This window comes from Roseibium algicola (assembly GCF_001999245.1).
In the GTDB taxonomy this organism is placed as follows: domain Bacteria; phylum Pseudomonadota; class Alphaproteobacteria; order Rhizobiales; family Stappiaceae; genus Roseibium; species Roseibium algicola.
This window is the reverse complement of record NZ_CP019630.1, coordinates 5925412-5947270: the sequence shown is the minus strand read 5'-3', so window position 1 is coordinate 5947270 and position 21859 is coordinate 5925412. Positions and strand designations below refer to the sequence as shown.

The 21859-nt window shown below is 57.5% G+C and carries 17 protein-coding genes; 13 read left to right on the top strand and 4 right to left on the bottom strand.

The features are described 5' to 3' along the window. Positions 1-54: 54 nt before the first annotated feature. From B0E33_RS27555 to B0E33_RS27505, 11 genes are read left to right on the top strand one after another with little or no spacing between them, the layout of a single operon-like run. Positions 55-1917 (top strand): type VI secretion system Vgr family protein, encoded by a 1863-nt coding sequence (locus tag B0E33_RS27555; protein WP_156912496.1) that lies wholly within the window; start codon positions 55-57, stop codon positions 1915-1917. Between the two features lie 51 nt (positions 1918-1968). Then, entirely contained in the window at positions 1969-2565 is a 597-nt protein-coding gene (locus B0E33_RS27550) for a DUF6931 family protein (protein ID WP_156912495.1), read from the top strand. Between the two features lie 21 nt (positions 2566-2586). After that, on the top strand, positions 2587-4305 hold the full coding sequence (gene tagH / locus B0E33_RS27545; RefSeq protein ID WP_077292982.1) for a type VI secretion system-associated FHA domain protein TagH: 1719 nt from the start codon (positions 2587-2589) through the stop codon (positions 4303-4305). 58 nt (positions 4306-4363) lie between these two features. Next, positions 4364-5698, top strand: a complete 1335-nt coding sequence (tssK, locus tag B0E33_RS27540) for a type VI secretion system baseplate subunit TssK (protein ID WP_022999360.1) — start codon at positions 4364-4366, stop codon at positions 5696-5698. After that, the gene (gene icmH / locus B0E33_RS27535) at positions 5698-7272 is read left to right on the top strand and encodes a type IVB secretion system protein IcmH/DotU (protein WP_156912494.1); all 1575 of its coding nucleotides are present in this window, start codon (positions 5698-5700) and stop codon (positions 7270-7272) included. Before tssK ends, icmH begins: the two co-directional genes overlap by 1 nt. A 33-nt stretch (positions 7273-7305) precedes the next feature. Further along, positions 7306-10959 (top strand): type VI secretion system membrane subunit TssM, encoded by a 3654-nt coding sequence (tssM, locus tag B0E33_RS27530; protein ID WP_077292981.1) that lies wholly within the window; start codon positions 7306-7308, stop codon positions 10957-10959. A 1-nt stretch (position 10960) separates the two neighbouring features. Continuing rightward, on the top strand, positions 10961-11635 hold the full coding sequence (tagF, locus tag B0E33_RS27525; RefSeq protein ID WP_077292980.1) for a type VI secretion system-associated protein TagF: 675 nt from the start codon (positions 10961-10963) through the stop codon (positions 11633-11635). Further along, positions 11632-12396 carry a PP2C family protein-serine/threonine phosphatase gene (locus B0E33_RS27520; RefSeq protein WP_077292979.1) on the top strand — a complete coding sequence of 255 codons (765 nt, stop codon included), beginning with the start codon at positions 11632-11634 and terminating at the stop codon, positions 12394-12396. Before tagF ends, B0E33_RS27520 begins: the two co-directional genes overlap by 4 nt. Continuing rightward, complete coding sequence (locus B0E33_RS27515) at positions 12396-14375, top strand: serine/threonine protein kinase (protein ID WP_077292978.1); 1980 nt, start codon at positions 12396-12398, stop codon at positions 14373-14375. Before B0E33_RS27520 ends, B0E33_RS27515 begins: the two co-directional genes overlap by 1 nt. A gap of 39 nt (positions 14376-14414) precedes the next feature. Next, on the top strand, positions 14415-14837 hold the full coding sequence (locus tag B0E33_RS27510; protein WP_055654016.1) for an ExbD/TolR family protein: 423 nt from the start codon (positions 14415-14417) through the stop codon (positions 14835-14837). Then, a complete protein-coding gene (locus B0E33_RS27505; RefSeq protein WP_077292977.1) occupies positions 14834-16567 on the top strand; it encodes a hypothetical protein in 1734 nt (577 codons plus the stop codon). Before B0E33_RS27510 ends, B0E33_RS27505 begins: the two co-directional genes overlap by 4 nt. On the opposite strand, the gene B0E33_RS27500 is transcribed toward B0E33_RS27505, so the two are convergent. From B0E33_RS27500 to B0E33_RS27490, 3 genes are all read right to left on the bottom strand, one after another. Next, entirely contained in the window at positions 16559-17230 is a 672-nt protein-coding gene (locus tag B0E33_RS27500; RefSeq protein WP_022999352.1) for a MotA/TolQ/ExbB proton channel family protein, read from the bottom strand. The genes B0E33_RS27505 and B0E33_RS27500 overlap by 9 nt on opposite strands. Before the next feature lie 35 nt (positions 17231-17265). Further along, positions 17266-17622 (bottom strand): hypothetical protein, encoded by a 357-nt coding sequence (locus B0E33_RS27495; RefSeq protein ID WP_022999351.1) that lies wholly within the window; start codon positions 17620-17622, stop codon positions 17266-17268. Between the two features lie 141 nt (positions 17623-17763). Beyond that, positions 17764-18222, bottom strand: coding sequence for a DUF1036 domain-containing protein (locus B0E33_RS27490; protein WP_077292975.1), 459 nt, complete (start codon positions 18220-18222; stop codon positions 17764-17766). Positions 18223-18367: 145 nt separating this feature from the next. On the opposite strand from B0E33_RS27490, the gene B0E33_RS27485 reads away from it, so the two are divergent. Beyond that, positions 18368-18793 (top strand): ExbD/TolR family protein, encoded by a 426-nt coding sequence (locus tag B0E33_RS27485; protein ID WP_077292974.1) that lies wholly within the window; start codon positions 18368-18370, stop codon positions 18791-18793. Positions 18794-18926: 133 nt separating this feature from the next. Here B0E33_RS27485 and B0E33_RS27480 read toward each other — a convergent pair whose 3' ends face one another. Continuing rightward, positions 18927-20495, bottom strand: a complete 1569-nt coding sequence (locus tag B0E33_RS27480) for a caspase family protein (protein ID WP_077292973.1) — start codon at positions 20493-20495, stop codon at positions 18927-18929. Between the two features lie 446 nt (positions 20496-20941). Between B0E33_RS27480 and B0E33_RS27475 the strand changes: the two genes are divergently transcribed. Continuing rightward, entirely contained in the window at positions 20942-21826 is an 885-nt protein-coding gene (locus B0E33_RS27475) for a hypothetical protein (protein ID WP_156912493.1), read from the top strand. Positions 21827-21859: the final 33 nt, after the last annotated feature.

The following is a 21859-nucleotide window of genomic DNA, read 5'->3' as shown; positions in this document are numbered from 1 at the left end:
TTTTTGCCGGAAACGCCTTAGTGTCTGAAACGTGGTAGCCGCCAGGCTGCCTTTTTGCAGAAAACCGCGTTATTTCCGAGGAGATCTTTCGTGGCCGTAGGACAACTTAAACAAGCTAACCGAATGGCCGAGCTGACATCGGTCTTTGGCAAGGATGAGCTTTCCGTTGTCACCATCGAGTGCGACGAGGGTCTCAGCGAAGATTTTGAGATCAGGCTTGAGGTTCTGAGTCAGAAAGAGGATCTGGATTTCGACCAGGCCATAGCGACTTCCATGACGGTGAAGGTTGTCACCAACAATGGTGATACGCGGCATTTCGACGGTCTTCTGACCGATGCGAAATGGATGGGCTATCGCGATTCCTATTACATCTACAAATTGACGCTACGCCCCTGGTTCTGGCTGCTCACCAAGAACTCAAATTGTCGAATTTTCAAGGACATGTCCGCGCCTGAAATCATTCAGAACGTCCTGAATGAGCATGACTTCGCCGATTTCCAGATCAAGCTGACTGAATCCTATGATCCGATTCATTACTGCGTCCAGTACAGGGAATCGGATTACGATTTCTGCTGCCGGTTGATGGAAGAATTCGGAATTTCCTATTTCTTCGAACACAAGGACGGCAAGCACATCATGATTCTGGCGGACGCCAAATCGTCCTACAGCCCGATCGTTGGTGACAGCTCCATTCCCTACATTGCTCTTGGCGGCGACAGTCAAAGGGATAAGGAGCATCTTTACCATTGGATTCCGACGCGCAAGTTTCGGACCGGCAAGTTTGCAGTCAATGATTATGATTTCGAGAAACCGAGTGCGCTGCTGGAAGCAGAGCGTGATGCAGGTACTAAATATCGGGCTGGGTCTCTGGAAAACTATGACTATCCGGGAAGGTACACCGAAAAAGACAAGGGCAGCACCTTCAGCAAGATTCGTATGGAAGCCGAACAGGCTGCGGACAAGCGAATTGAAACAGCCGGCGAAGTGCCGCGGTTCTTTGCAGGTGGGTTGTTCACGTTATTCAACCATCCCCACAAACCGCAGAACGTGGAGCACCTGATCGTGCGTGCAAGCCATCGGATCATCACCGAGGCATATCGATCCGGTGGTGGTGGGGCCCAGGGAGAAGCCTATACCGGGACATATGACGTTCTGCCTTCCAGTATAACGTTCCGCACACCGGCCATCACCCGCAAACCTCGAATACCCGGCCCGCAAACGGCAAAAGTCGTGGGGCAAGGCGAAATCGATGTGGACGAATACGGTCAGATCCTGGTCGCCTTTCACTGGGACCGCGACAAGACAGCGTCTCGGCGGGTTCGTGTGGCGCAAGTGTGGTCAGGCAAGAACTGGGGTGGCATCTATATCCCTCGTGTCGGCCAGGAAGTGATTGTTCAGTTTCTGGAAGGCGATCCGGATCAACCGATCATCGTCGGCACAGTCTACAATGCGGAAAACATGCCGCCTTACTCTTTGCCAGGCGAGAAAAACAAAGCTGGCATCAAGTCGGATTCAACGGTAGGCGGCGGCGGTTACAACGAGTTCGTGCTCGACGACACCAAAGGGAATGAGCTTGTTGGGGTTCATGCCCAAAAAGACATGGAGACCGTTATCGAGAATAACGAAATGCTGCATGTAAAAAACTGCCGCGAGACCCAGATCGACGTTGACCGAACGGAATCGGTTGGCCGAAACACGACTGAAGATATCGGCATGAACTGGAAGGTAACTGCCGGAGCGAAGATCGAGTTTATTTGCGGCGCCAGCAAAATCACCATGACGCCTGCCTCGATCAAGATCGAGTCGGTGAAAATCGATATCGTGGCTTCGGGCATGCTCAACGCCAAGGGTACAATGACCAATGTGACAGGCAGTGCGTTGCTGAAACTCAAGGGCGGCCTTGTACTGATCAATTGATGCTGCGGTTCTTGAACGAATGCGGCCAAGAGAAAAAACGGAGTAGAGCAGATGGGATCACGTATCCGCTTTACAAAGGCTAGACAGGTATTTGAAACTTTTCCGGAGTTGTCGGAAACGGTAAGCGAACCGGCCACGGATATCGCTCCGGACGCCTATACTCTGGAATTGCAGAAAAGCGAGGCACCGCTGTCGGCGATCGCCTATTTCGCTCATATCCTGCCGAAACGGGAATCGGTCTGGTGGGGCATGAACTGCGTTGCCGGTCTGGATCAGGCCAAGAACGAGGATGACCGGCAGGTTCTTAAACTCAGCGAGACCTGGGTCCGCGAGGGGGATGAAGATGCCCGTGTTGCGGTTCACGCGGCGGCTGAGGCCGCCAAGAAGGATAGCGCGTCCGTCTGGATCGGTCTTGCTGCAGGCTGGTCTGGCGGATCCCTCTCGCCGAGCCCCGAGCACCGGGTGGACATGCCGGACGACCTGACGGCCAAGGCCGTAAATACAGCTGTGTTGATTGCGCTTGGAACACTTGAGCCTGCCAAACGGGATGAGGCCCTGAAATCTTGCCTGTCTGCCGGGCTGTCCTTCGCCGGAGGTGGGGCGATGCCCGCGGTGACCGTCAGCAGCTCTTCGTCAGCCTTTTCCTAAGCGCAAAGAGGAAACGTGGGAATGCGCATAACGCTCCAGATTGAAAATGTTGACCGGTTGGAGACCGGCGGTCAGCTGTCCTACAGCTGTGCCGACCGAGGCTTCGACATTGGTCGGCACGAACATCTGGACTGGAGTCTGCCCGATCCCCAGCGGATGATTTCCGGTAAACATTGCGAAGTGCGCTTTGAAAGCGGGAATTTCGTTCTTTACGACTATTCGACAAACGGCACTTTCCTTAATGGCAGCCAGACCCGCATGGACAAGGCACATGTGCTGCGCTCCGGCGATCGGCTGATGATTGGCGATTACATCATCGTCGTATCGCTGGAAGCCGGATCCGGGCAGCCAGCCATGTCCGCAGCACCAGTCGCCGCCGCTGCTCCTCAGCCCTGGGACGCACCGCAAACCTCGTCTACACCCGGTGGCTCCTCCTGGCCTACGGGGCCTGGTCCGGCGGGCGCGGCACCCGGTCACTATCCAATGGAAAATCAGGGTGGGCCCTGGGCTACACCGGGAGCGGGCATGGAAGGGCGACACGCTCCGCCTTCCTCCAATCCAGGCATAGGCACGCCGGCAGATGATGTCTGGAGCCAGCAAGGACACGGCTGGGGTACGGCGGATCCTTCGCTGTACGATCCGAATGCGCACATCGGCGAACGGGAAGCGCCTCGACCGGCCCAGGCGGACCCGCTGGATCATCTTGCCCAGCAACCGCATCTTCAATCTGCCGGAGCCGCACCCGCAGAGCCGCTTTTTGGATTTCCGGAACCTGTAGCTCAATCTCCGTTTCCGGCGCTGTCTGAAAACCCGGCGCAGGAAAGTGCTGAGCCGCTTTTCCAGATGCCGGATCTTCAACCAGAGGCACCAACCCAGCAACCGGCGGCCGAATCTGCTCCGCCACCTGCAGGAGAGCCCACAGCGTCGCCGTTTCCCGAAGCGCCTGTCTGGAGCGCGCCGGAGGCAGAGGAAACACAGCCGGCAACGGTCCAGGAACCACAGCCTAAACAACCGGCTCCTGTGGAGCAAGCTGCACCTGCGGCCATGCCTGTTGTTGCCCCGCAAGAACCAGCGAAGGCAGACACAGCGGCGGTTGCAAAGGTTGATGTTGAGCCGGCTAATATTCCGGCGGCCACTGTTGATTTTATCAAGGCTTTCGCCGAAGGAGCCGGTATCCCGGCTGCAACGCTTGCCGGCCGCGATCCGGAAGAATTTGCCCGGGAAGTCGGGGCCATATTGCAAGGCATCACCGGCGACTTGATGGGTCTTTTGCAGGCACGCAGTCAGGTGAAAGCCATGACCCGGAACGCCAACCGCACGCTGATCATGCGCAGCGGGAACAATGCCCTGAAGTTTTCGCCGACACCGCAAATGGCATTGCAGACGATGCTGGCCCCAGGAGCGGAAGAAAACGGGTATTTGCCGATTTCAAAGGCCATGCAGGCTGCTTTCAAGGACATCCAGAAACATCATGTCTGGACTTATGCAGCCATGCAGAAGGCTGCAGGAAGATTTGAAGAAAAGCTTTCCCCCAAGGCGATCGAAGCAGAAGGCCAGATCGCCAAGAGTACATTCGGTAACCAGAAGGCCAAGCTATGGGAGCGGATTCAGGAACGCTGGAGTTCCTTGTCCGGTTCGTACGACGATGGCGTGGTCGGGCTTTTCACGCAATACTTTACCGAAGGTTATGAAGAATTGAGCAGTGACGATCCGGAGCAGAGCTCCGGACTGATGAATTAAGACATTTGCCAGTTTTAAGAGCGCGAAGGCGCGAAAGTGTTAAGGGAGCAGTACCTTTATGTCGTGGTATAGCAAGGTTGCATGGACCGAAGGCTTGTTTCTGCGGCCTCATCATCTCCAGCAGAGCGACCGGTACGCGGAGCATATGCTGGACGAACGGGTCCGTTTTGCCTCTCCCTATCCCTGGGGCTTTTCCGAGCTGGAAATAGATCAGGACGTAGGACAGCAATGCCGGTTCGCGCTTCGCTATGGCCGAGGCATATTCTCCGACGGAACGGTGTTCAACTTCCCGGCCGACGGCACGCCGCCGCCTGCAATCGACGTTCCGGAGGACGCGGCAGGACAAATCGTCTGGCTGGGAATTCCCGAGACGACCGTCAATGCGGTGGAAGTCGCCAATGGCCGCGACGATGCCGCCACGAGATATATTCAGGGCAGGGAGACGATCATCGATTCCACCTCCACCATCCGCCAGGAGGAGGAGATCGATGTTGCGCATCCGCGCCTGCAGTATTCGATCCGCTCGACACCCCATCCCGGTCAGGTCTGCCTGCCGGTCGCCCGTATCACGGAAATCAAGGATCGCATTGTCATAACCGATGGTTCCTTTGCACCACCGGTACTTGCCTGTCATGTGCATCCGGTCATCACCGGCTGGATTGACTCCGTCATTGGCTGGGTGGAGCGAAAACTGAGCGAACTGGCGCGTTACGCCGCCGATACGTCCGCGGGGGGCGGGCTGCAGAATTTCGATTATCTGACGTTGCAGCTGCTCAACCGCACTTATCCTTTGCTGATGCACTTGCGCAAATCGGCTTATGTGCATCCGGAGCGGCTGTACATCCTGTTCCTGCAGCTGGCGGGGGAGCTTGCAACGTTCGCAACGGAAGAGCGCCGAGCGCGCAACTATCCCGTTTATGACCACGACAAGCTGCATGATATCTTCAAGCCGGTCCTGGCCGACATACAGGCGTTCCTGTCGGCCGGTTATGACCGGCGGGCAATCCGCTTGCCTCTGGAACAGCTGGCGCCGAATGCGTTCAAGTCGACCATCGTCGATCGCAACCTGTTCTCGCAGGCGGGCTTTGTCATCGAAGTGGCTGCCCGCAGGCCTTTGACGGAAATTCAGAACGAGTTTCCAAGGCTCTTCAAGGTTGGCCCCTTCGGTCAGATGCGCCAGATCGTCTACTCCAACCTGCCGGGTATTCCGCTGATCCACATGCCGGTACCACCGGCACAGATCCGGGCTCTCACGGACCGGGTCTACTTCCGGCTGGACAAGACGACCCCGCTTTGGCGCGAATTTAGCCAGGACTCGGCGATCGGGCTGCAATTCTCAGGCAACTGGCCGGATCTGCAGCTTGAGTTCTATGCCGTCCGGGAGGGTCGCTGATGTCGGACAATGACGATCCCTTTGGCGTTTCCAAACGCAAGGGAAAGACAATTGTAATGCCCAATCCGGGCGGGCGATGGAGCGAAGGCCAGCCAGGACAACCCGGGCAGCCGCCTCCTGGACAGGCAGCTCCGCCACCGCCACACAATCCGCCTTCCGGTGGCTCGGATCCGTGGCAAAGCGGGGGAGGCGGCGGAGGACGTGATCCTTACGCTCCGACGCCAGCCGGGTATGAGTATGGCCAGCAGCAGGCACCGGATCTCAGAACCCCGCCAGGCGGCTACCAGGCACCGCAAGGCGCTGCGCCACAGCCGGCGGCCGCACCTGCACAAGGTGCCGGTAAACTGGCGCATATGCCGGACATCAACCAGATCCGCGTTGCCAATCGAAATCCGATTTCCCGTGCGGCTGCCCCGTTGCTTCTGCTTCTGGGCCGGCTTCACCTGACAATGACGGACGCCCAGTTCGACCAGTTGATGCGCGATGTCTACAGCGCCATCAAGACGTTCGAGAAAGAATTGCGGAGCGCCGGAATCACGGACGACCAGATCCGTTCCGCCGCCTATGCGCTCTGTGCGACATCAGACGATATCGTTCAGAACCTGCCGTCTGCCGGACGTCACCAATGGACGCAATACTCCATGCTGACCCAGTTCTTCGGTCAGGCAACCGGCGGTGTCGAGTTCTATCAGCTACTGGAAAAGGCAAAGCAGGATCCCGGTCGTAACTACGGTGTTCTGGAGGTCATGCATTCCTGTCTGTCACTCGGCTTTTACGGCAAGTACCGTGCGATCCAGGGTGGCCAGCAGGGCCTGGAGCGCGAACGACGCGACCTGCATGAAATTCTGCGTCGTGTTCGTCCGCGGCCTGGAGACGATCTCTCTCCCCATTGGCGCGGACTGGAACTCCTGCAAAAGCGGGCAGGGTTCTCGGTACCGATCTGGTCGGTCGCGGCCGTTGCAGGCGCATTGCTTCTTGGGGGCTACGTCACCTTGATGCTTCTTCTGTCGAGCGGAAGCGAAGTTGTCGCTGGACGCGCAAGTGCGCTTTACCCGTTAGGCCCGATTGAACTGGCGCGCGAGGGCTACCAACCCAAACCGCCACCCGCGCCACCACCGCCGGAAGATGCGGCAATCGATACTGTCTCCGCACAGCTGGCAGGTATCGATGGCCTGGAAATTTCGCAGGCGGGACCAGCGATCATGTTGCGCATGCGCGCGCAGTTCGACGTCGCAGCTGCCACGCTGCGCCCTGAATTCCAGCTTCTTGTCGAGCAGGTCAGCCAGACCCTCGATCAGGTGGAAGGTGAAATTCTGGTCGTCGGCCATACGGACAGCGACCCGATCCGCAATAATCCGCGGTTCCCGACCAACTGGCACCTGTCCGTTGAAAGGGCAAAGGCAGTTGCTGCCGTCATGGAATCAGTCCTCCAGACACCGGGGCGGGTGCAGGTGGAAGGACGTGGCGCCGACGAGCCGATCGCTCCCAATACAAGCAGGGAAGGCAAGGCGCTCAACAGACGTGTGGAAGTCTTCCTGAAGCCACCGGCCAAAGGGCTGGTGATAAACAACTGATATCCGGGGCAACCGCAGAACAAGGCTGTATCTATGAAATTCTGGCTCGGAATAACGGCAATCGTCATCGGCATACTCGCCCTGATCGGTCTGATCTGGTTTGGCGGGCCGTTCCTGTCGATCGCCGGTGTGAGGCCCTTCGAACCTCTCTGGGTAAGGTTGTCGCTGGTTGCGCTTGTCCTTCTGATCGTTGGCGGCTGGACCGGCTACCGGATCTACAAACGCGTCAAGGCCAACCGGGAACTCGAGAGTGAGATCCTGCAGCCCAAGGCAAGTGATGCCGACCTGCAGATCATGTCGGAGCGCATGAAGGACGCTCTGAAGACGCTCAAGACGTCCAGCGGAAACGCGAGCACTTATCTTTACGACTTGCCCTGGTACCTGATGATCGGCCCTCCGGGCGCCGGCAAGACCACGGCTTTGATGCACTCCGGTTTGAAGTTTGCCGGTTCGCGCGCAAAGGGAGAGGCCCAGAAGCTGGAGGGCCTCGGCGGAACCCGGTATTGCGACTGGTGGTTTGCTGAAACGGCTGTGCTGATCGATACGGCAGGGCGTTACACCACGCAGGATTCCGACGAAGAGCATGATCGCGAAGCTTGGCACGGGTTCCTCAATATTCTGCGCAAAGCCCGACCGCGTCAGCCAATCAACGGCGTCATGGTGTCAATCAGTCTTGAAGACCTGATGACGCTGTCTGACGATGAGTTGAAACAGCATTCCGATGCGATCCGCACGCGCTTGATCGAACTTTACAAGACCTTGAAAATCGATTTCCCGGTCTATGTGATCTTCACCAAGGCCGACACGGTTGCGGGCTTCATGGAGTTTTTCGGCTCCTATCCCGAAACCCGTCGCAACCTGGTCTGGGGAGCGACCTTCCAGACCCGCGAAAAAACCAAGAACATGGTGTCGGAAGCGCCCGCCGAGTTTGATCTTCTGGTGGAGCGTCTCAACGAGGAGATGGCGGATCGTCTTCAGGAAGAACCGGATCCGCGCGCCCGGCTGATGCTCTATGGCTTCCCGACACAGGTCGCTGCTCTGAAGGATCGTCTGACCGGTTTCCTGAATGCGATTTTCGAACCGAGCCGGTATTATCCGAATGCTGTTCTGCGCGGTTTCTATTTTACCTCCGGCACCCAAAAAGGCACGGCCATCGACAGGGTCATCGGCTCAATGAGCCAGGCCTTCGGGACAGCCTATCAGGCGGCCGCTCTATCCGGTCAGGGCAAGAGCTACTTCCTGCGTGATCTTCTTTCCAAGGTGATTATCGGAGAAGCCGGCTGGGTAACCCATAACCGGCAGGCCGTCAGAGTTGCGACCGCAACCCGCATTGCGGCTTACGCAGCCATTGCCCTCGTGACCCTGGGCCTCGGCAGCTTGTGGGGGATCAGTTATCTCAACAACAAGGCCTTGATTGACGAAACCGCCAAGGCTGTGGACACGGTGCGCGTAAACGGCGAAACCGTTCTGGCGGAGCGGGTTGTACGCGACGACAATCTGGCGGATACCGCCTACATCCTGTCGATGTTGCGGGGCTTGCCGGCCGGTTACGACAGCCGCGATACGCCAACGCCTGTCATGGAACAGTTCGGCCTAAGCCAACGCGATCGTCTGGAAGCAGCTGGCGTGACGTCCTACAGAAGTGGTCTGGAAAGGTTGTTGCGGCCGCGTTTGCTCTTGAGGATCGAAGAGCAGATGACCGAGGTGCTCGACAATCGCACCGGTCCGGGCGGACAGGACGTCGATACGCTCTATAATCTGGCAAAGCTGTACCGCATGGTGGCGGGGGATGCGCCGGAAATCGACAAGGAGCAGATCAAGAATTCGTTCCGCGCCGACTTCCTGCAAAGCTTCCCTGGTCCTCAGGGCGAGATCTTGCGCAACGAGCTCAACAACCACGTTGCCGCGATGCTCGATCTCGATTTCGGTGGCAACGTCCTGACCGATCAGCTTGACGGCATTCTGGTTGCAGAGGTCCAGCGAGAGCTCGGACGTGTCAGCCTCGCCGAGCGTGGGTATGCACTTCTCAAGTCTCGTGCCAAGGGTCTTGCCAGCGAAGACTGGATTGCTGAACAACGTGGCGGCTCCGACATGGAGACCGTTTTCGAAACGGAGAATGGCGACACGTTGGACACGGTCGCGGTCGACAAGTTCTTCACCTATCCGGGCTTCCACCTTTCCGTTCTGCCGAACCTTGCCGGCATTCGTGAAGAACTGGAACGGGACAAGTGGGTGTTTGGAGACGTCGGGGAAGCCGATGCCTTTTCCGACCAATATCAGTCGCTTCCCGGCGAGATCCTGGCGCTTTACACCAAGGATTTCATCGAAGCCTGGGAAGAGGCGCTCGGCAACTTGAAATTCAAGTCGATGCGCAACGACAAGCCGCTTTACACGACGCTTCAGGCCGTCTCGGCACCAACATCACCCGTCGTGCAGCTTCTTGAGAGCATTCGGCGCGAAACCCTGCTCACCCAGGATCTGTCGAGTGAAGGCCTTGCCGGAAACCTGACAGGCGGCAATGCGCAAGATGCCGGCACTGACGCTGCACAGAAGATCTTCCAGCGCTACGTGCTGGATTCGTCCGGTGGATTGAAACGTATCGGCCTTGAAGCCGGACTTCAGGCAATCGCGCCGGGAGGTTTGTCCAATGCGCTTGGAACTGCCGCTGGTGGCGGAGGTCCAACCATTATTCCGGGCAAGGCGATCGAGGATCACTTCCGTCCTTACCATGTACTTGTGGAAGGCGAGAACAGCCGCAAGATCGATGCCTTGCTGCTGAACTTCAAGAACATCCTCGACAACCTTCTGATCGTGGCCAACAACCCGCTGCAGAGCGAAACTGCAAATTCCAACGTGCAAATTCAGGCGTCTCTGCTGAGAAGCAACGCGACGCGTTTCCCGCCGCCTTTCGATAAACTGATTATCCAGGCTGCGAAGGAATTTGACGAGGAGTTCAAGGAAACCTCGATCACGCAGCTGAACGAGAAGCTGAGCACCCAGGTTGTTGGTGAATGCCGCAGGATCGTCGCCCGGAACTACCCGTTTGAAAACGGTCGCTCCGAAGTGCCGATGACGGAATTTGCCAAACTGTTCGCACCGACGGGAATCATGCAGCGGTTTTTCGATGAAAACCTGAAGCCGCTTGTCGATACCTCGACGCGCCCCTGGAACTGGAAGCCTGAAGTGTCTCAGGCGGACCGTCTGTCGAACGCAACGCTTCGGCAGTTCGAACGTGCAGACCTGATCAAGCAGGCCTTCTTCCCGACAGGAAACGCGTTTCCGTCCGTCGGACTTCAGGTGGTTCCGCGCGCCCTGTCTCAGCAGGCTGACGCGGCCAGCCTTGAAGTGAACGGCAATCTCGTACTGGTGACGCGTGGTCCCGGCTTCAATGCGGAAATCGAACCGTTGCCGGCCAATTTTGATTGGCCCAGCAACACGGCTACCCCGCGCGTTGTACTGGTGATTCAGCCGGAAGTGCCTGGCTACAGATCTCGTCGTGAAATCCATGGAGATTGGGCCTTCTATCGCTTCGTTCGCGATAACAGGGTCAGTTCCGGTCAGAACAAGTTCGTCGTGCGCGAAACGCTTGGCGGCAGACAGGTTGCCTTCACGGTGACGCTTAGAACGAATCCGAACCCGTTCTTCCTGTCTGCAGTCGGCGATTTCAGTTGCCCTACGAGCTTCTAGAATGGGAACCGGTTATTTCGGCAAACTGCCGGCACGAGCGGATTTTGTCATCGGGCAGTGCCCAGCCGGCTTTCTGAAAAGCTGGGAGGCCTTCCTGATGACCGGACTGGCTCAATCCCGTCTGGATCTGGGCGCGGGGTGGGAGGAAGCCTTCATGACAATGCCGGTGTGGCGATTCTGGCTATTGCACGCTTCAGAGGGGGGCGAACCTGTTCAGGCCGTCGCCGGTGCTTTCATGCCAAATGTCGACAAGGTCGGCCGGACCTTTCCATTGACACTTGCCTGCGACATCCGACTGGAAACGCAGAATGGTCGACCGGAGGAGACCTGGTATGACCGTGCCGAGATAATCTTGCGTGACACCTTGCAGGAAGATGCCAGCCTGGAAGACTTTCAACAGGCTGTCGCAAGTCTGGAAACGCCAATTGCGGTGGAGGCAAGCGGCAAGAAGGGCAGGGATGCCGAGTTACCGACGATGCCAGGAACGGATGTTCTGTCATCCGAATTCTGGTGCCGTGCAGGAGAAGTGGGTTTTGAGTTTTCGTGTGCAGGCCTGCCGGACGCAAGCGCCTTTCAATGGCTGCTGCTCCCGGAAACCTACGCCGGTTCGGAAGCTCGACAGGACGTGGCAGGGAATAGTCATGGGCGATTTCATCCGGAGGATCATCGAACATGATCGAACAAATGGAAGCCTCTATGCGTGGCTTTGCGATTGGACTGACCCATGTTGGCCGGGTTCGGCAGCACAATGAGGACACGTTCTACGTTGACGAGAGCAAGGGCGTTTTCGCAGTGATGGACGGAGCGGGAGGCATGCATGACGGTGCGATGGCATCCAGTCTCGTGCGTGAGGCCCTTGCCAGTATCGCTCAACCGCGCAGCGCGGAAGACCTTCTGGAGCAGTTCGAAAGCAGGTTGATTACTGCAAAGGACCGGATCGAACAGGCCGCGGCCAAGGCGAACGGTGCCGCCATGGGCACAACGATCGCCGCGCTTCTGATTTCCGGATCAAACTTTGCGTGCCTTTGGGCAGGCGACAGCCGTGTCTACCGTCTGCGCAATGGCCGTCTCGAACAATTGACGACAGATCATACCGAGGCGCAGGAACTGGTGGACCAGAACGTGCTGACGCCTGAAGAAGCAAGGACGTTCGCCCGCAGGCATGTCATCACCAGGGCGATCGGATCCGGGATCGAGCTTGAACTAGAACTGGTTTCAGGAAATCTGCGTCAGGGCGATCGGTTTCTTTTGTGTTCGGACGGCTTGACCGGACATCTGGACGATAGTGTGATTGGTACTTTCCTGATGAACGGCGCGCCGAAGCCGACGGCACAATGTCTTATCAATGGAGCGCTCGAAGAGGGCGGCTCGGATAACGTGACTGTCGTGATTGTCGATATCGATGCAATGTCTGCGCGCGAAGGAGTTCGCAACTGATGAACGTTGGTGCCCACCTGCTGCCTGCCGGAACCCGGCTCAACAATCTCTATGAGATTGAAGAACATATTGCCGATGGCGGTATCGGGACGGTTTACAAGGCAAGGGACGTGGAAAGCGGGGATCCGGTTGCCGTAAAGGTCCTTCTCGCGACCTTCTCGCGCGACCCGATGATCCTGGATCTGTTCAAGCGGGAAGCAAAGATCCTTCGCAAACTCAAACACGACGCACTGACCCAGTACTACGTGTTCGCGAAGGAGCCTACGCTCGGGATTTATTACCTGGCGATGGAGTTCGTCAGTGGCCCGTCATTGAGCACGCGCCTTGAATCCGGTCCGCTTGAGCCGGAGGCGGTGGCACGGTTGATCAAACGTCTGGCTGAAGCCCTGCAGGCCGTTCACGACCGGGAAGTGATCCACCGGGATCTTTCGCCGGACAACGTCATTCTCCAGAACGGCGATGTCGCGCAGGCTAAAATCATCGATTTCGGTATTTCGCGGGCAAACACGGGCGGGCCGACCATTATCGGTGACGGCTTTGCAGGCAAGGTCAATTATGTTTCGCCAGAACAGGTCGGCATTTTCGATGCCAAGGTGACTGCGCGCAGCGACATCTATTCGCTTGGCCTGGTCATTGCGGAAGCCCTGACCGGCAAACAGATCGACATGGGCGGCACGCAGGTGCAGATCGTCGACAAACGACGGCAGACGCCTCCCTTGGAAGGTATCGACAATCGTTTCCGTCCGTTGCTGGAGGCCATGTTACAGCCCGACCCGGCAAACCGTCCGGCCAGCATGAAGGAAATTGCGGACTGGACGCTAGGTGCTCCGATGGGGCGGCAGGACCAGGACCGCACGATCATTCGGCCATCTTCTGCGCCACCGCCGGAACAATCCGCACTGGATCAACCGCCGCCTCAGGCAAACTGGGGCAAGCGCATTCTGGTCGCCTTGTCGCTGCTCGGATTCGCCGGTGTCGGTGCCGGGGGTGTCTATTTCCTGGTCGGTCAATCCGTGCCCGAGCAGGACCAGAAACCTGTGCTCGTGGCACCGCCACGACCGAATGCGCCGGACGCACCGTCGCAGCAGACGAATGTGACACAACAAACGCAGACGCCAACGACCCAGCAACCGGCAACGCAGCAACCAGTGTCCCAGCAGCCAACTGAAACGCAAACAACTGCACTTCAGTCGCCTTCAACACAAACGCCGGAAACGCAGGCGCCGACGACGCCGGACAACACCGTGCCGACAATTCCGACCACGCCTCCAGAGGAGACCGTCGACACGAAACCGGAACCGACCGAAACCGTTACCCGGCCACCGGTGGCAACCGATCCGCAAGAGACGCCTGAAAACGTGACCCCTGAAGACCGGATCCGGAACTTCGTGAGCAGTTACCAGGCGGGCGATTGCATGTACTTGCAGCCGATAGAGATCGCGAGCCGTTCCGCAGAGATTGAGGGATTTGCTTCCAGGACGCCGCCATTCATCAGTTTCGACAGCGACTTCACCCAGTCACAGGGGTTTGAAGCGAAGATCCAGGTCAACCTGGTGAGCGATGCGCAATGTCCGGCTATAGCTTTTCTGAGAGGAACACCACAGGGAAACGCCAAGACCGAACTGCGTCTCGACATGCAGCGGACGGTCGTGCCGAACGGTAGCAACATGGCCGGACGCATTTCCGGTTATGAACCATCAACGGGTGGGCTCGGGCTTATATTCGTCAACAGCAAGGGGGAGACGGTCAATCTGTCCCCATATCTGCAGACGGACGACCGGGGCGCCGGTTTCGTTGTGCCGCTGACCTTGAAAACGTCTACTGAAGAAACCGGCCTGATCATTGCCATGGTGGGCCCGGACATAACCAAGACGCTTTCTGAGCGCCGCGAAAACGATCCGGAAGACTATTTCGAAAAGCTGATGCAGGATGGTCCGGTCTTGCGGGCAACGGCAACCACGGTCAAAGTGGTGCCCTGACCGGGAAGAGACCTGGCGCAGCGGATATTCTGGCCAACCATGAAACGCTACACCAAACCGATCCATTTGCAGGAGCTGAAACCGCACCGGCGTGCGGACAGCTCCCTTGCATTGATCAACGTGGTGTTCCTGCTGCTGCTGTTTCTACTGGTATCCGGAACGCTGCGACCACCCTTGCCTGAAGGGTTCGACTGGGCGGAAACGCAACAGAACGATGGCAGCGGCAAACTGGAAGGCAGTCTTGTGCTGGACAGGGCAGGGACTGTCTGGTTCGACGGTGAAGTTCTGGCTTACGACGATCTGGGCCCATTTCTTGAAGCTCGGCAATCCGACAGGCCCCACATGGTGGTTCAGGTCGACAAGCGAACCAGAATGGAAGCCGTTTCTGCGCTTGCCGACAGATTGAAAGCTGGCGGTGTGAAACGCCTGACGCTGATGACTGTTGAGGCAGGTGCACCTTGACCGTTGTCGCCTATAACCAGGACCGGCAATGGGATATCCCGGGGTACGTCTGGCCGGCTGTTCTGGGCGTTTCGGTTGCCTTGCATGTTTCCGCGCTGATCTACGGCCTGCCAGCGTTGCCTTGGACGGAAGAAGCCCCCGTGCCACCGGTCGAGACCGAAGTGATCCTGGAAAGTGGTGGTCTGCCATTTGAGGATCTGGCAAGTGTCGAAACTGAAATCACACAACCGCTCGAACCGGACACTCCCTTGCCCGTCGAGACTTCTGTGCCAGTGGAAACGGTTGTCAATTCCGAGACTGCGGAGATCCTGGAGCCGGTATTGTCTGAGCCGGTGGTCACCGAAAGCCCAATTAATACACTGGTTGAAGCCGTTCCGGTAACGGTTCTGGATCAATCGCTTTCGGACGACACGCCTATCATTGAAGCGCTAGAAGTCAGCCCTGTCGAAACAAACCCGGTCACCGCAACGCCACCGGAGCAGCTTCAGGTGACTCAGCCTTCTGTTGTTCCGCAAACCGCCTCCACCGTTGTCGCCGCCACGCCTGTACCGGATGCCGTTGTCGCTGTGACGCCCGTCGCGCCAAGCGTTGTTGCCGGATCTGAAGTCACTCTTTCCGGTGCCGAAGTCCCTGCCACGGTGGAAGTGGTGCCTTCGGTAGCGGTTGCAACGGATATCGGTGAGGTTGCCGCCGCAGGTGAGACGCAGACATTCGTTTCGGCTGTGCAGGAAAGTCCTGTTCTGGCTCCGCTCGCAGTCGATCAGACACCTGCCGAACCCACTGGCAACGAAGTCGTGTCTGAGGTCTTTGTTCCACAAACGCAGCCTTCCGTTGAAAGCCCGGGCATTGTTGCACCCGATACCAGCGTTACTGTCGATCCGGTGGTTACTGCGGAGGTGGATGCGGTATTGCCAGCGGAACAACAGGTTGCTGCCCTGCAGCCCACAGAAACGGAAACGCCCGAGCTAGCGCCCAATGTCCCGGTCTCTTCAACGGTCCCCGCAATGCAGCCTCAAGGGGAGTTGACAGAAAACGTGCCGCCCGTCGCGGTCGCTTCCATAGATCCACTGGCAAAGGTGTCGGACTATGTTGCCAGTTACAAGTTCGGTGAATGCACACATATGTCTGTTCTTGCAGCTGGTGCGGATACCGCGGAAGTTACGGCCTTTGGCGCAGGCATAGCGCCTTTCGCTATCTTCGATCAGCGCTTCAAGGCTGATCAGGGTTTCGAGGCAAAGATCGAAGTCCGACTGGTGACGCGCAGGCAATGCGCCTTGCTGGATGCCCTTGGCGTTTCTGAAGGCATTGAAGCTGCCGGTCTGGTCGAACTGGACCGGACGGTCGTGCGCAGCGGAACCCCTGTTTCAGGAGTGATTCAGCGTGACTTGCCGATTGAGCGGATCGCAAGCGCGGAACAGTCGGGACTGGATCTCAGCGGCAAGGGGCCACCTGAACTGTACCTGATCGATGATGCCGGGCAGATCCATGACGGCCGGGAGTTTCTTCTGCCTGCATCGAACAGTCAGACGGCAGGCGGCTGGCGCTTCAAGGTGCCGGTGACGATGATTGCCAGCGACAAGAGTGACGAGACAGCGCTCGTGCTCGCAATCTGGAACCGCCCTTCAGAGCGGCAGCCTTCTCGATTCGGACGGCTTCCTTCCGAACGGGTGGCCGAGATACTGGCAGAGCCTGGGGTCTATTCGCTGACGGCGTTCAAGGTGTCACGCTGAGGGTTGCGATGATGAAGCACCGGCAGTGAAGACGCCGGTGAGGAGAACTTCCAGCGCGGCCCGTTCCTTTTCCAGCCTCGTTTCGAACCAGGTGACGGCAATGGATACCGGCATTGCAACGGCAAGGCCGCAGGCAGTTGTCAGGAGCGCTACCCAGATGCCACCGGCAAGCGTGGCAGGATTGGCGGACGCACCCGATTCCTGAAGGGTCTGGAACGTTTCGATCATCCCGAGAACCGTGCCGAACAGGCCGAGCAAGGGCGAAATCTGCGTCACCAGATCAAGCGCCTTCAGCCAACTGGCGAGGCCGAAGAGACGGTCGGCAGCCCTGGCAGAAATTTCCTCACGTAGTCGTTCTTCCCTGATGTCGCGCACTTGAGAGGACAGGGGCTGCTGATCCAGCATCTGGATGGCGTCCATGGCGCTGCGCACCAGTGCACCCGACAAGGATCTGTCCTTCAAAAGGTTTTGCGCGGCTTTGGTGCGTTCACCACTTCGCCATTGGGTGACAGCCTGACGAACAAGTCCGTGACGGCCAACACGGGCCGTGGAGAATTGAACGGTCTTGGCGAGGATGACTGCAAGCGCTGCAACGGAAATTGCGAGCAGGATGAGCACGACCGGCCCGCCAAGCTCCAGAAGGGAGGAAGATGTCTCGACCATGCGAAAGACGCTCCATCAGACGTTCAAGGGTAGGGTCAATCGCCGAATTCGATGGGTGTACGATTGCTCAGGTCCAGCAGATCCGGGCAATAGACATCGGTAATGCTGGAAGGCACACAATTCATGACGTCGTTGATGTGAAGCCGCGAAAGGCTGTCGCAAGCCTTCCCGGCAAGGTCGAATTGCAGGATCTTGGTTTTACCGGCGGATATGCGGGAGAACTGAAGACGCAGAAACTGATCCACCAGGCCGTCCTTGTTGAAGGCAACCATTTCCAGGCCGAGCTTGTCCATGGGGCGTTCAAGGCCATTGGTCGCGATGATCGAAAGGCGGCAGCCGCCGTCCGCTGTCGGTTGCAACTGGTTGAGTTCGAGGCTGATTTTACCCGTCACTTGCTGTGCCTGTGCGGGTGCCGCCAAAATGGCAACTGCAATCGCTATAAAAACTCTTTGAACCAATATCCGCATCTTGTTCCCCCGGTTAATGCGTCAATGAATGTTGGAAAGGATTGTGAATGCCGGTCTTTGCCGTTCCTAATCGTAAGACAATAGGACCGTCCAATCCTGTTTTCCCTCGGTTTCGACCTGAAAGAAATCTGCTTCGATCAGCCCGCGTTGCCAGCACTGATCGCCATCGAAAAGAACGAATTTTTCCTCGCGAATACAAAGCGTGATATCGCCTCCAAGACGGCTTTCGCCAAACCCGTCTGCCACGTGCAAATAGTAGCGTGCTTTCTCGAGAGGTTCCTGCAGCACCTGGCTGCAGGCGTTGGCAGTGATTGTCCACCAGCCTTCAGTCCGCATGCCTTCGTCGGTTTCATAGCCGATCGCGACGTTCACGAGATCAACGGACCCGTTGCAAACACGCAGGCCCGCGTGAGCAGCAGAGGTCGACAAAATTCCAGACAGCGCCACCGCCCCGAATAACGCGATCCCGCGTAACCCGATCCGGCGTCCTTGCCTAACCTTGCCGCTGTCGCGGTCCGTTTTCATGCTCGTGTTTCCAGTTTGCCAACCTGCTAAATACGCTAAGGAATTGCGAACCCGCGGTCAATTTAGGAAAGTCGATTGAGCTGAAGTCCTATTTCGGCGAAACTCGATTTTCGAAATGACCTGAAGAGCCGGGATGGCCTGAGCCATGATCTCCATCGAAACACCGCTTGCAAGGCGAAAGCGCATTCCGCTGACACCGCTGATCGATGTGATCTTTATCCTGATCATGTTCTTTCTTTTGTCTTCCACATTTGGTGTCTGGCGGCCGATGGAAGTTGCGCTTGGTGGTGGTGCGCCGGCAGGGGGGGCAGAGGCACACTCGAACGCCAGCGTTCCCGCAGTCCTGATCGTCGTGAAGTCTGTTTCCGGTGAAGATCTGTCCGCCGTGACTGTTAATGGAAATGCACTGCCACTTGCAGGGTTGGCACAGGAACTGAACCGATTGGCAGAAGCTGGTGCCAGGGACGCTGTTCTTTTACCTGACAAGGGAACCGATTTTCAGCAGGTCGTGCGGATTTTGGACGAAGCCCGAACGTCAAAGTTGACAAGCGTTCGGCTGCATCTCGATTGACAGGAACACAAGGCGTTCCTGCAATGCAAACGAACCGTTCGTACGCAAAACCCCGTCTGTGGCTACAAAAACGGGCCGGTCCGTTGCCAGAACCGGCCCGTTCTGGTTTGACATGTGACTACAGGTCGGTTGATCAGCGACCGATTGCACCGCCGATGATGCCACCCACAACGCCACCGATGAAAGCGGCTCCAGCCGGGTTGAAGTTACCACCGTTGTTGTTGTTGTTGTTCGCACGGTGAGTGGTGGTGTTGTTGGTGCGGCGCGTGGAAGTCGCACTGCGAGAGGCGCTCGCGGCAGCCTGCTGCTTGCGGTTCACTTCAGCCTGGTAGACCGAATACTGCGTCGCCGTCTGTGCAGTCAGCAAGGCGTATTGGGCGGCGGTGAAGTAACCCGTGGCGACGATGCCGTTGGCAGCCTGCCATGCACTCACACCGGCGCGGGTCTTCGGACCGAAGGCACCATCCGGGCGGCCGACATCCTGACCAGCCAGGTTCAGACGGGTCTGAACTTCGCGGCGGGCAGTACGGTTCCAGCCGAGTGATGCTTCGGTCGCCTCATTACCCGGAACGGCCTTTTGCGGGTCCGGCAGGGTCGCCACAACGCCCGTGGTGCTGGCGGCAGGAGCCGTTGCTGCACCTGGGACGACGGTCGGATTGACCGAAGCAACCTGGCTGCCGGCTTCGAGCCGCTTGATGGAATTGCGCGCAAAGTCCGCGAAGAGGCCTGACGGGTAGGCATCCAGGTAAGCCTTGTAGTCAGCAACGGTGTTGCTGGACTTGGCAGTTTCCCAGATGAGCTTCTCACGTTCCCATGCAATTGCCGACTGGCTGGGGGAGGTCGTTGCTGCATTGTTGACAACCGGCTGCTGCGGAGCGGACGTCGCGGTGTCGCCAAGGGAGGCAACAGTGGTCGTCGCGGCCGGTGCGGCCTGCTTGTTCAGGAACACTTCGCCGATCAGAGATGCATTCACCCACGGGCGCTGCTTCTTTTCCGTCTCTTCATAGACTTCACCGGTAACGCGAGTCATGACTGTCTGGATGGAAGCGTTCGGCGTGTCGATATGTCTGATCAACGCAGAGGTGAAGGGCGAGTTCGCACCGTCGCCGTCCAGGGCAACATCTCCCGGGCTGGTCGCGAATGCAATCACGGAGCCTTCTCCGCCGGTTTCCTGAATCTTGATTTCAGCAAGACCTGCACCAATGCTGCCGGAGCGGCTCGGTCCCATGCGGCGTGCGAGGGTGCGGGCCAGCGGATTGTCGCGGCAGGCATCCAGGAACACCATCTGAACCTTCACGTCCTTGGACATCTGGCGCATGATGAAATCAACGGTAATGGTTTCGAAGTCGAGCGAGGTTTCATCCTCGATCGTGGCGTCGATAGGTACCAGGTGATTCTGACCGGCGACCTGAAGGCCGTGGCCGGCGTAGAAGAGAATGGCGATATCCGCGCCATATGCCTTTTTCGCAAAATCCATGACGGATCTGCGCATTTCGCCATAAGTCTGGTCCTGCCCGGCGACGACTTCGAAGCCGAGGGCCTTGAGTTTGGCGGCCATCTGCTCGGCGTCATTTGCCGGATTAGGAAGTTGTACTGTGTGCTCGTAAGCGCCGTTGCCGAGTACGAGGGCAACGCGCTTAGCCAGTGCCGGAGCCGTCCCTGCGAGAATTATTGCCAGCACGGCGATCATTCGTTTGAACATATCCTGTCCTCTCGTAGATCATGGTTGCCTGTCGGTTGAACCGATCTTTACACGAGGTCTTTGTCCTCTTGAGAGGAACAGGTACCCCGGATGGCACTATGTTTCTGTAATACGCGTCACAGGAACGTCAAATAGAAGAAGCTGTCCCTGCAACCAACTGAATCCGGACCGCAACGGTCCGTTGATGACCCCACTAAAATCAGTTGCAGACTATAGCCAATCCTTTTTTTAAAAACCACTTTTCAACAGACAGTTGCTGCCATTTTTCGAGTTACGTTAACACGAAAGGACGTTAGGGAAGGTGGTAGCGGATTTTTTGCCGGCCACAACTTGAAAACGGACCGGGTTTTTCGACCTGAAAAAACGCTTTGTGACTTGAATCACCGAGTTTGGGAGACTGTCTGGTAATCTGGTTTCATTGCAAATGCGCGTTTTCGCAGGCCCGGTTGAAGCCTGCACTCAGCGGAGAACACATTATGGCCGGAAGAGCAGATATTCTCAAACATATGAGAGCCAAGCATGTCGGCGTATTTCAGTCCGCAGCCCGGCTCTACAACGTTGCGATTCTGGTACGACGGACAAACACAGCATCCCTTGAGCACGTTGGCGAACCCTACGCCACGCCCAAGCGCCTGGATTGCAAGGCCAAGACTGCGGATTTCGATGTTAAGCCCGTCGGAAGCAAGTGTCCGGACGCGCAGCGCAAGAACTTTGCGGGCCTGGTAGTCGATCCAAAAATCGTTGGCGAAAAGGCCTTCAAGGCGAGCAAGATGGCAAAGGTGATCGAGGAATGGATGGAATTTCAAAAACAGTTGCGACCTGAAATGGCAACCTTCGAACAGCAACGGAAACTGACCTACATTCCGCGTGGAGGCGTTTATTTCGTCGAACGCAATCCAGAAGACCCCTATTTCGGCTGTGTGAAGTTCTCGTCCAGTTCGCTTATCACCGCGGCCAAGTGTGTACACGGAGACTTCGATCTCTACGGCATCGTCGATATGGACGCTCCTGACCAGTTGATCCGCGTCAGAGAGGATCGCCTGGGTCAGAAGCACACGCGCTCGCCAAAGTTTTTTGACGTGCAGCATTTCGTCAACAACCGGCTCGGCATTGCCATGGTCTTGCACGGATCGCAGGAAACCTATGCGACGGAGCACAAGGATGACGACCTGGACATATTCTTCCCAAGCGGACGGATAGAGTATGCCGGCCCTGCAGCCGCAGATATCGAAGCATACTACAAAAAGGAATTTCCGGGGCGGACATTGTTCCGCAAGGACGAACCTGCCCTGGATATAAAAGGCAGTTACGTATCGCCAGGTGCACTTTGACCAGTAGCTTACGCCAATGCCAGGTGCCTGCTT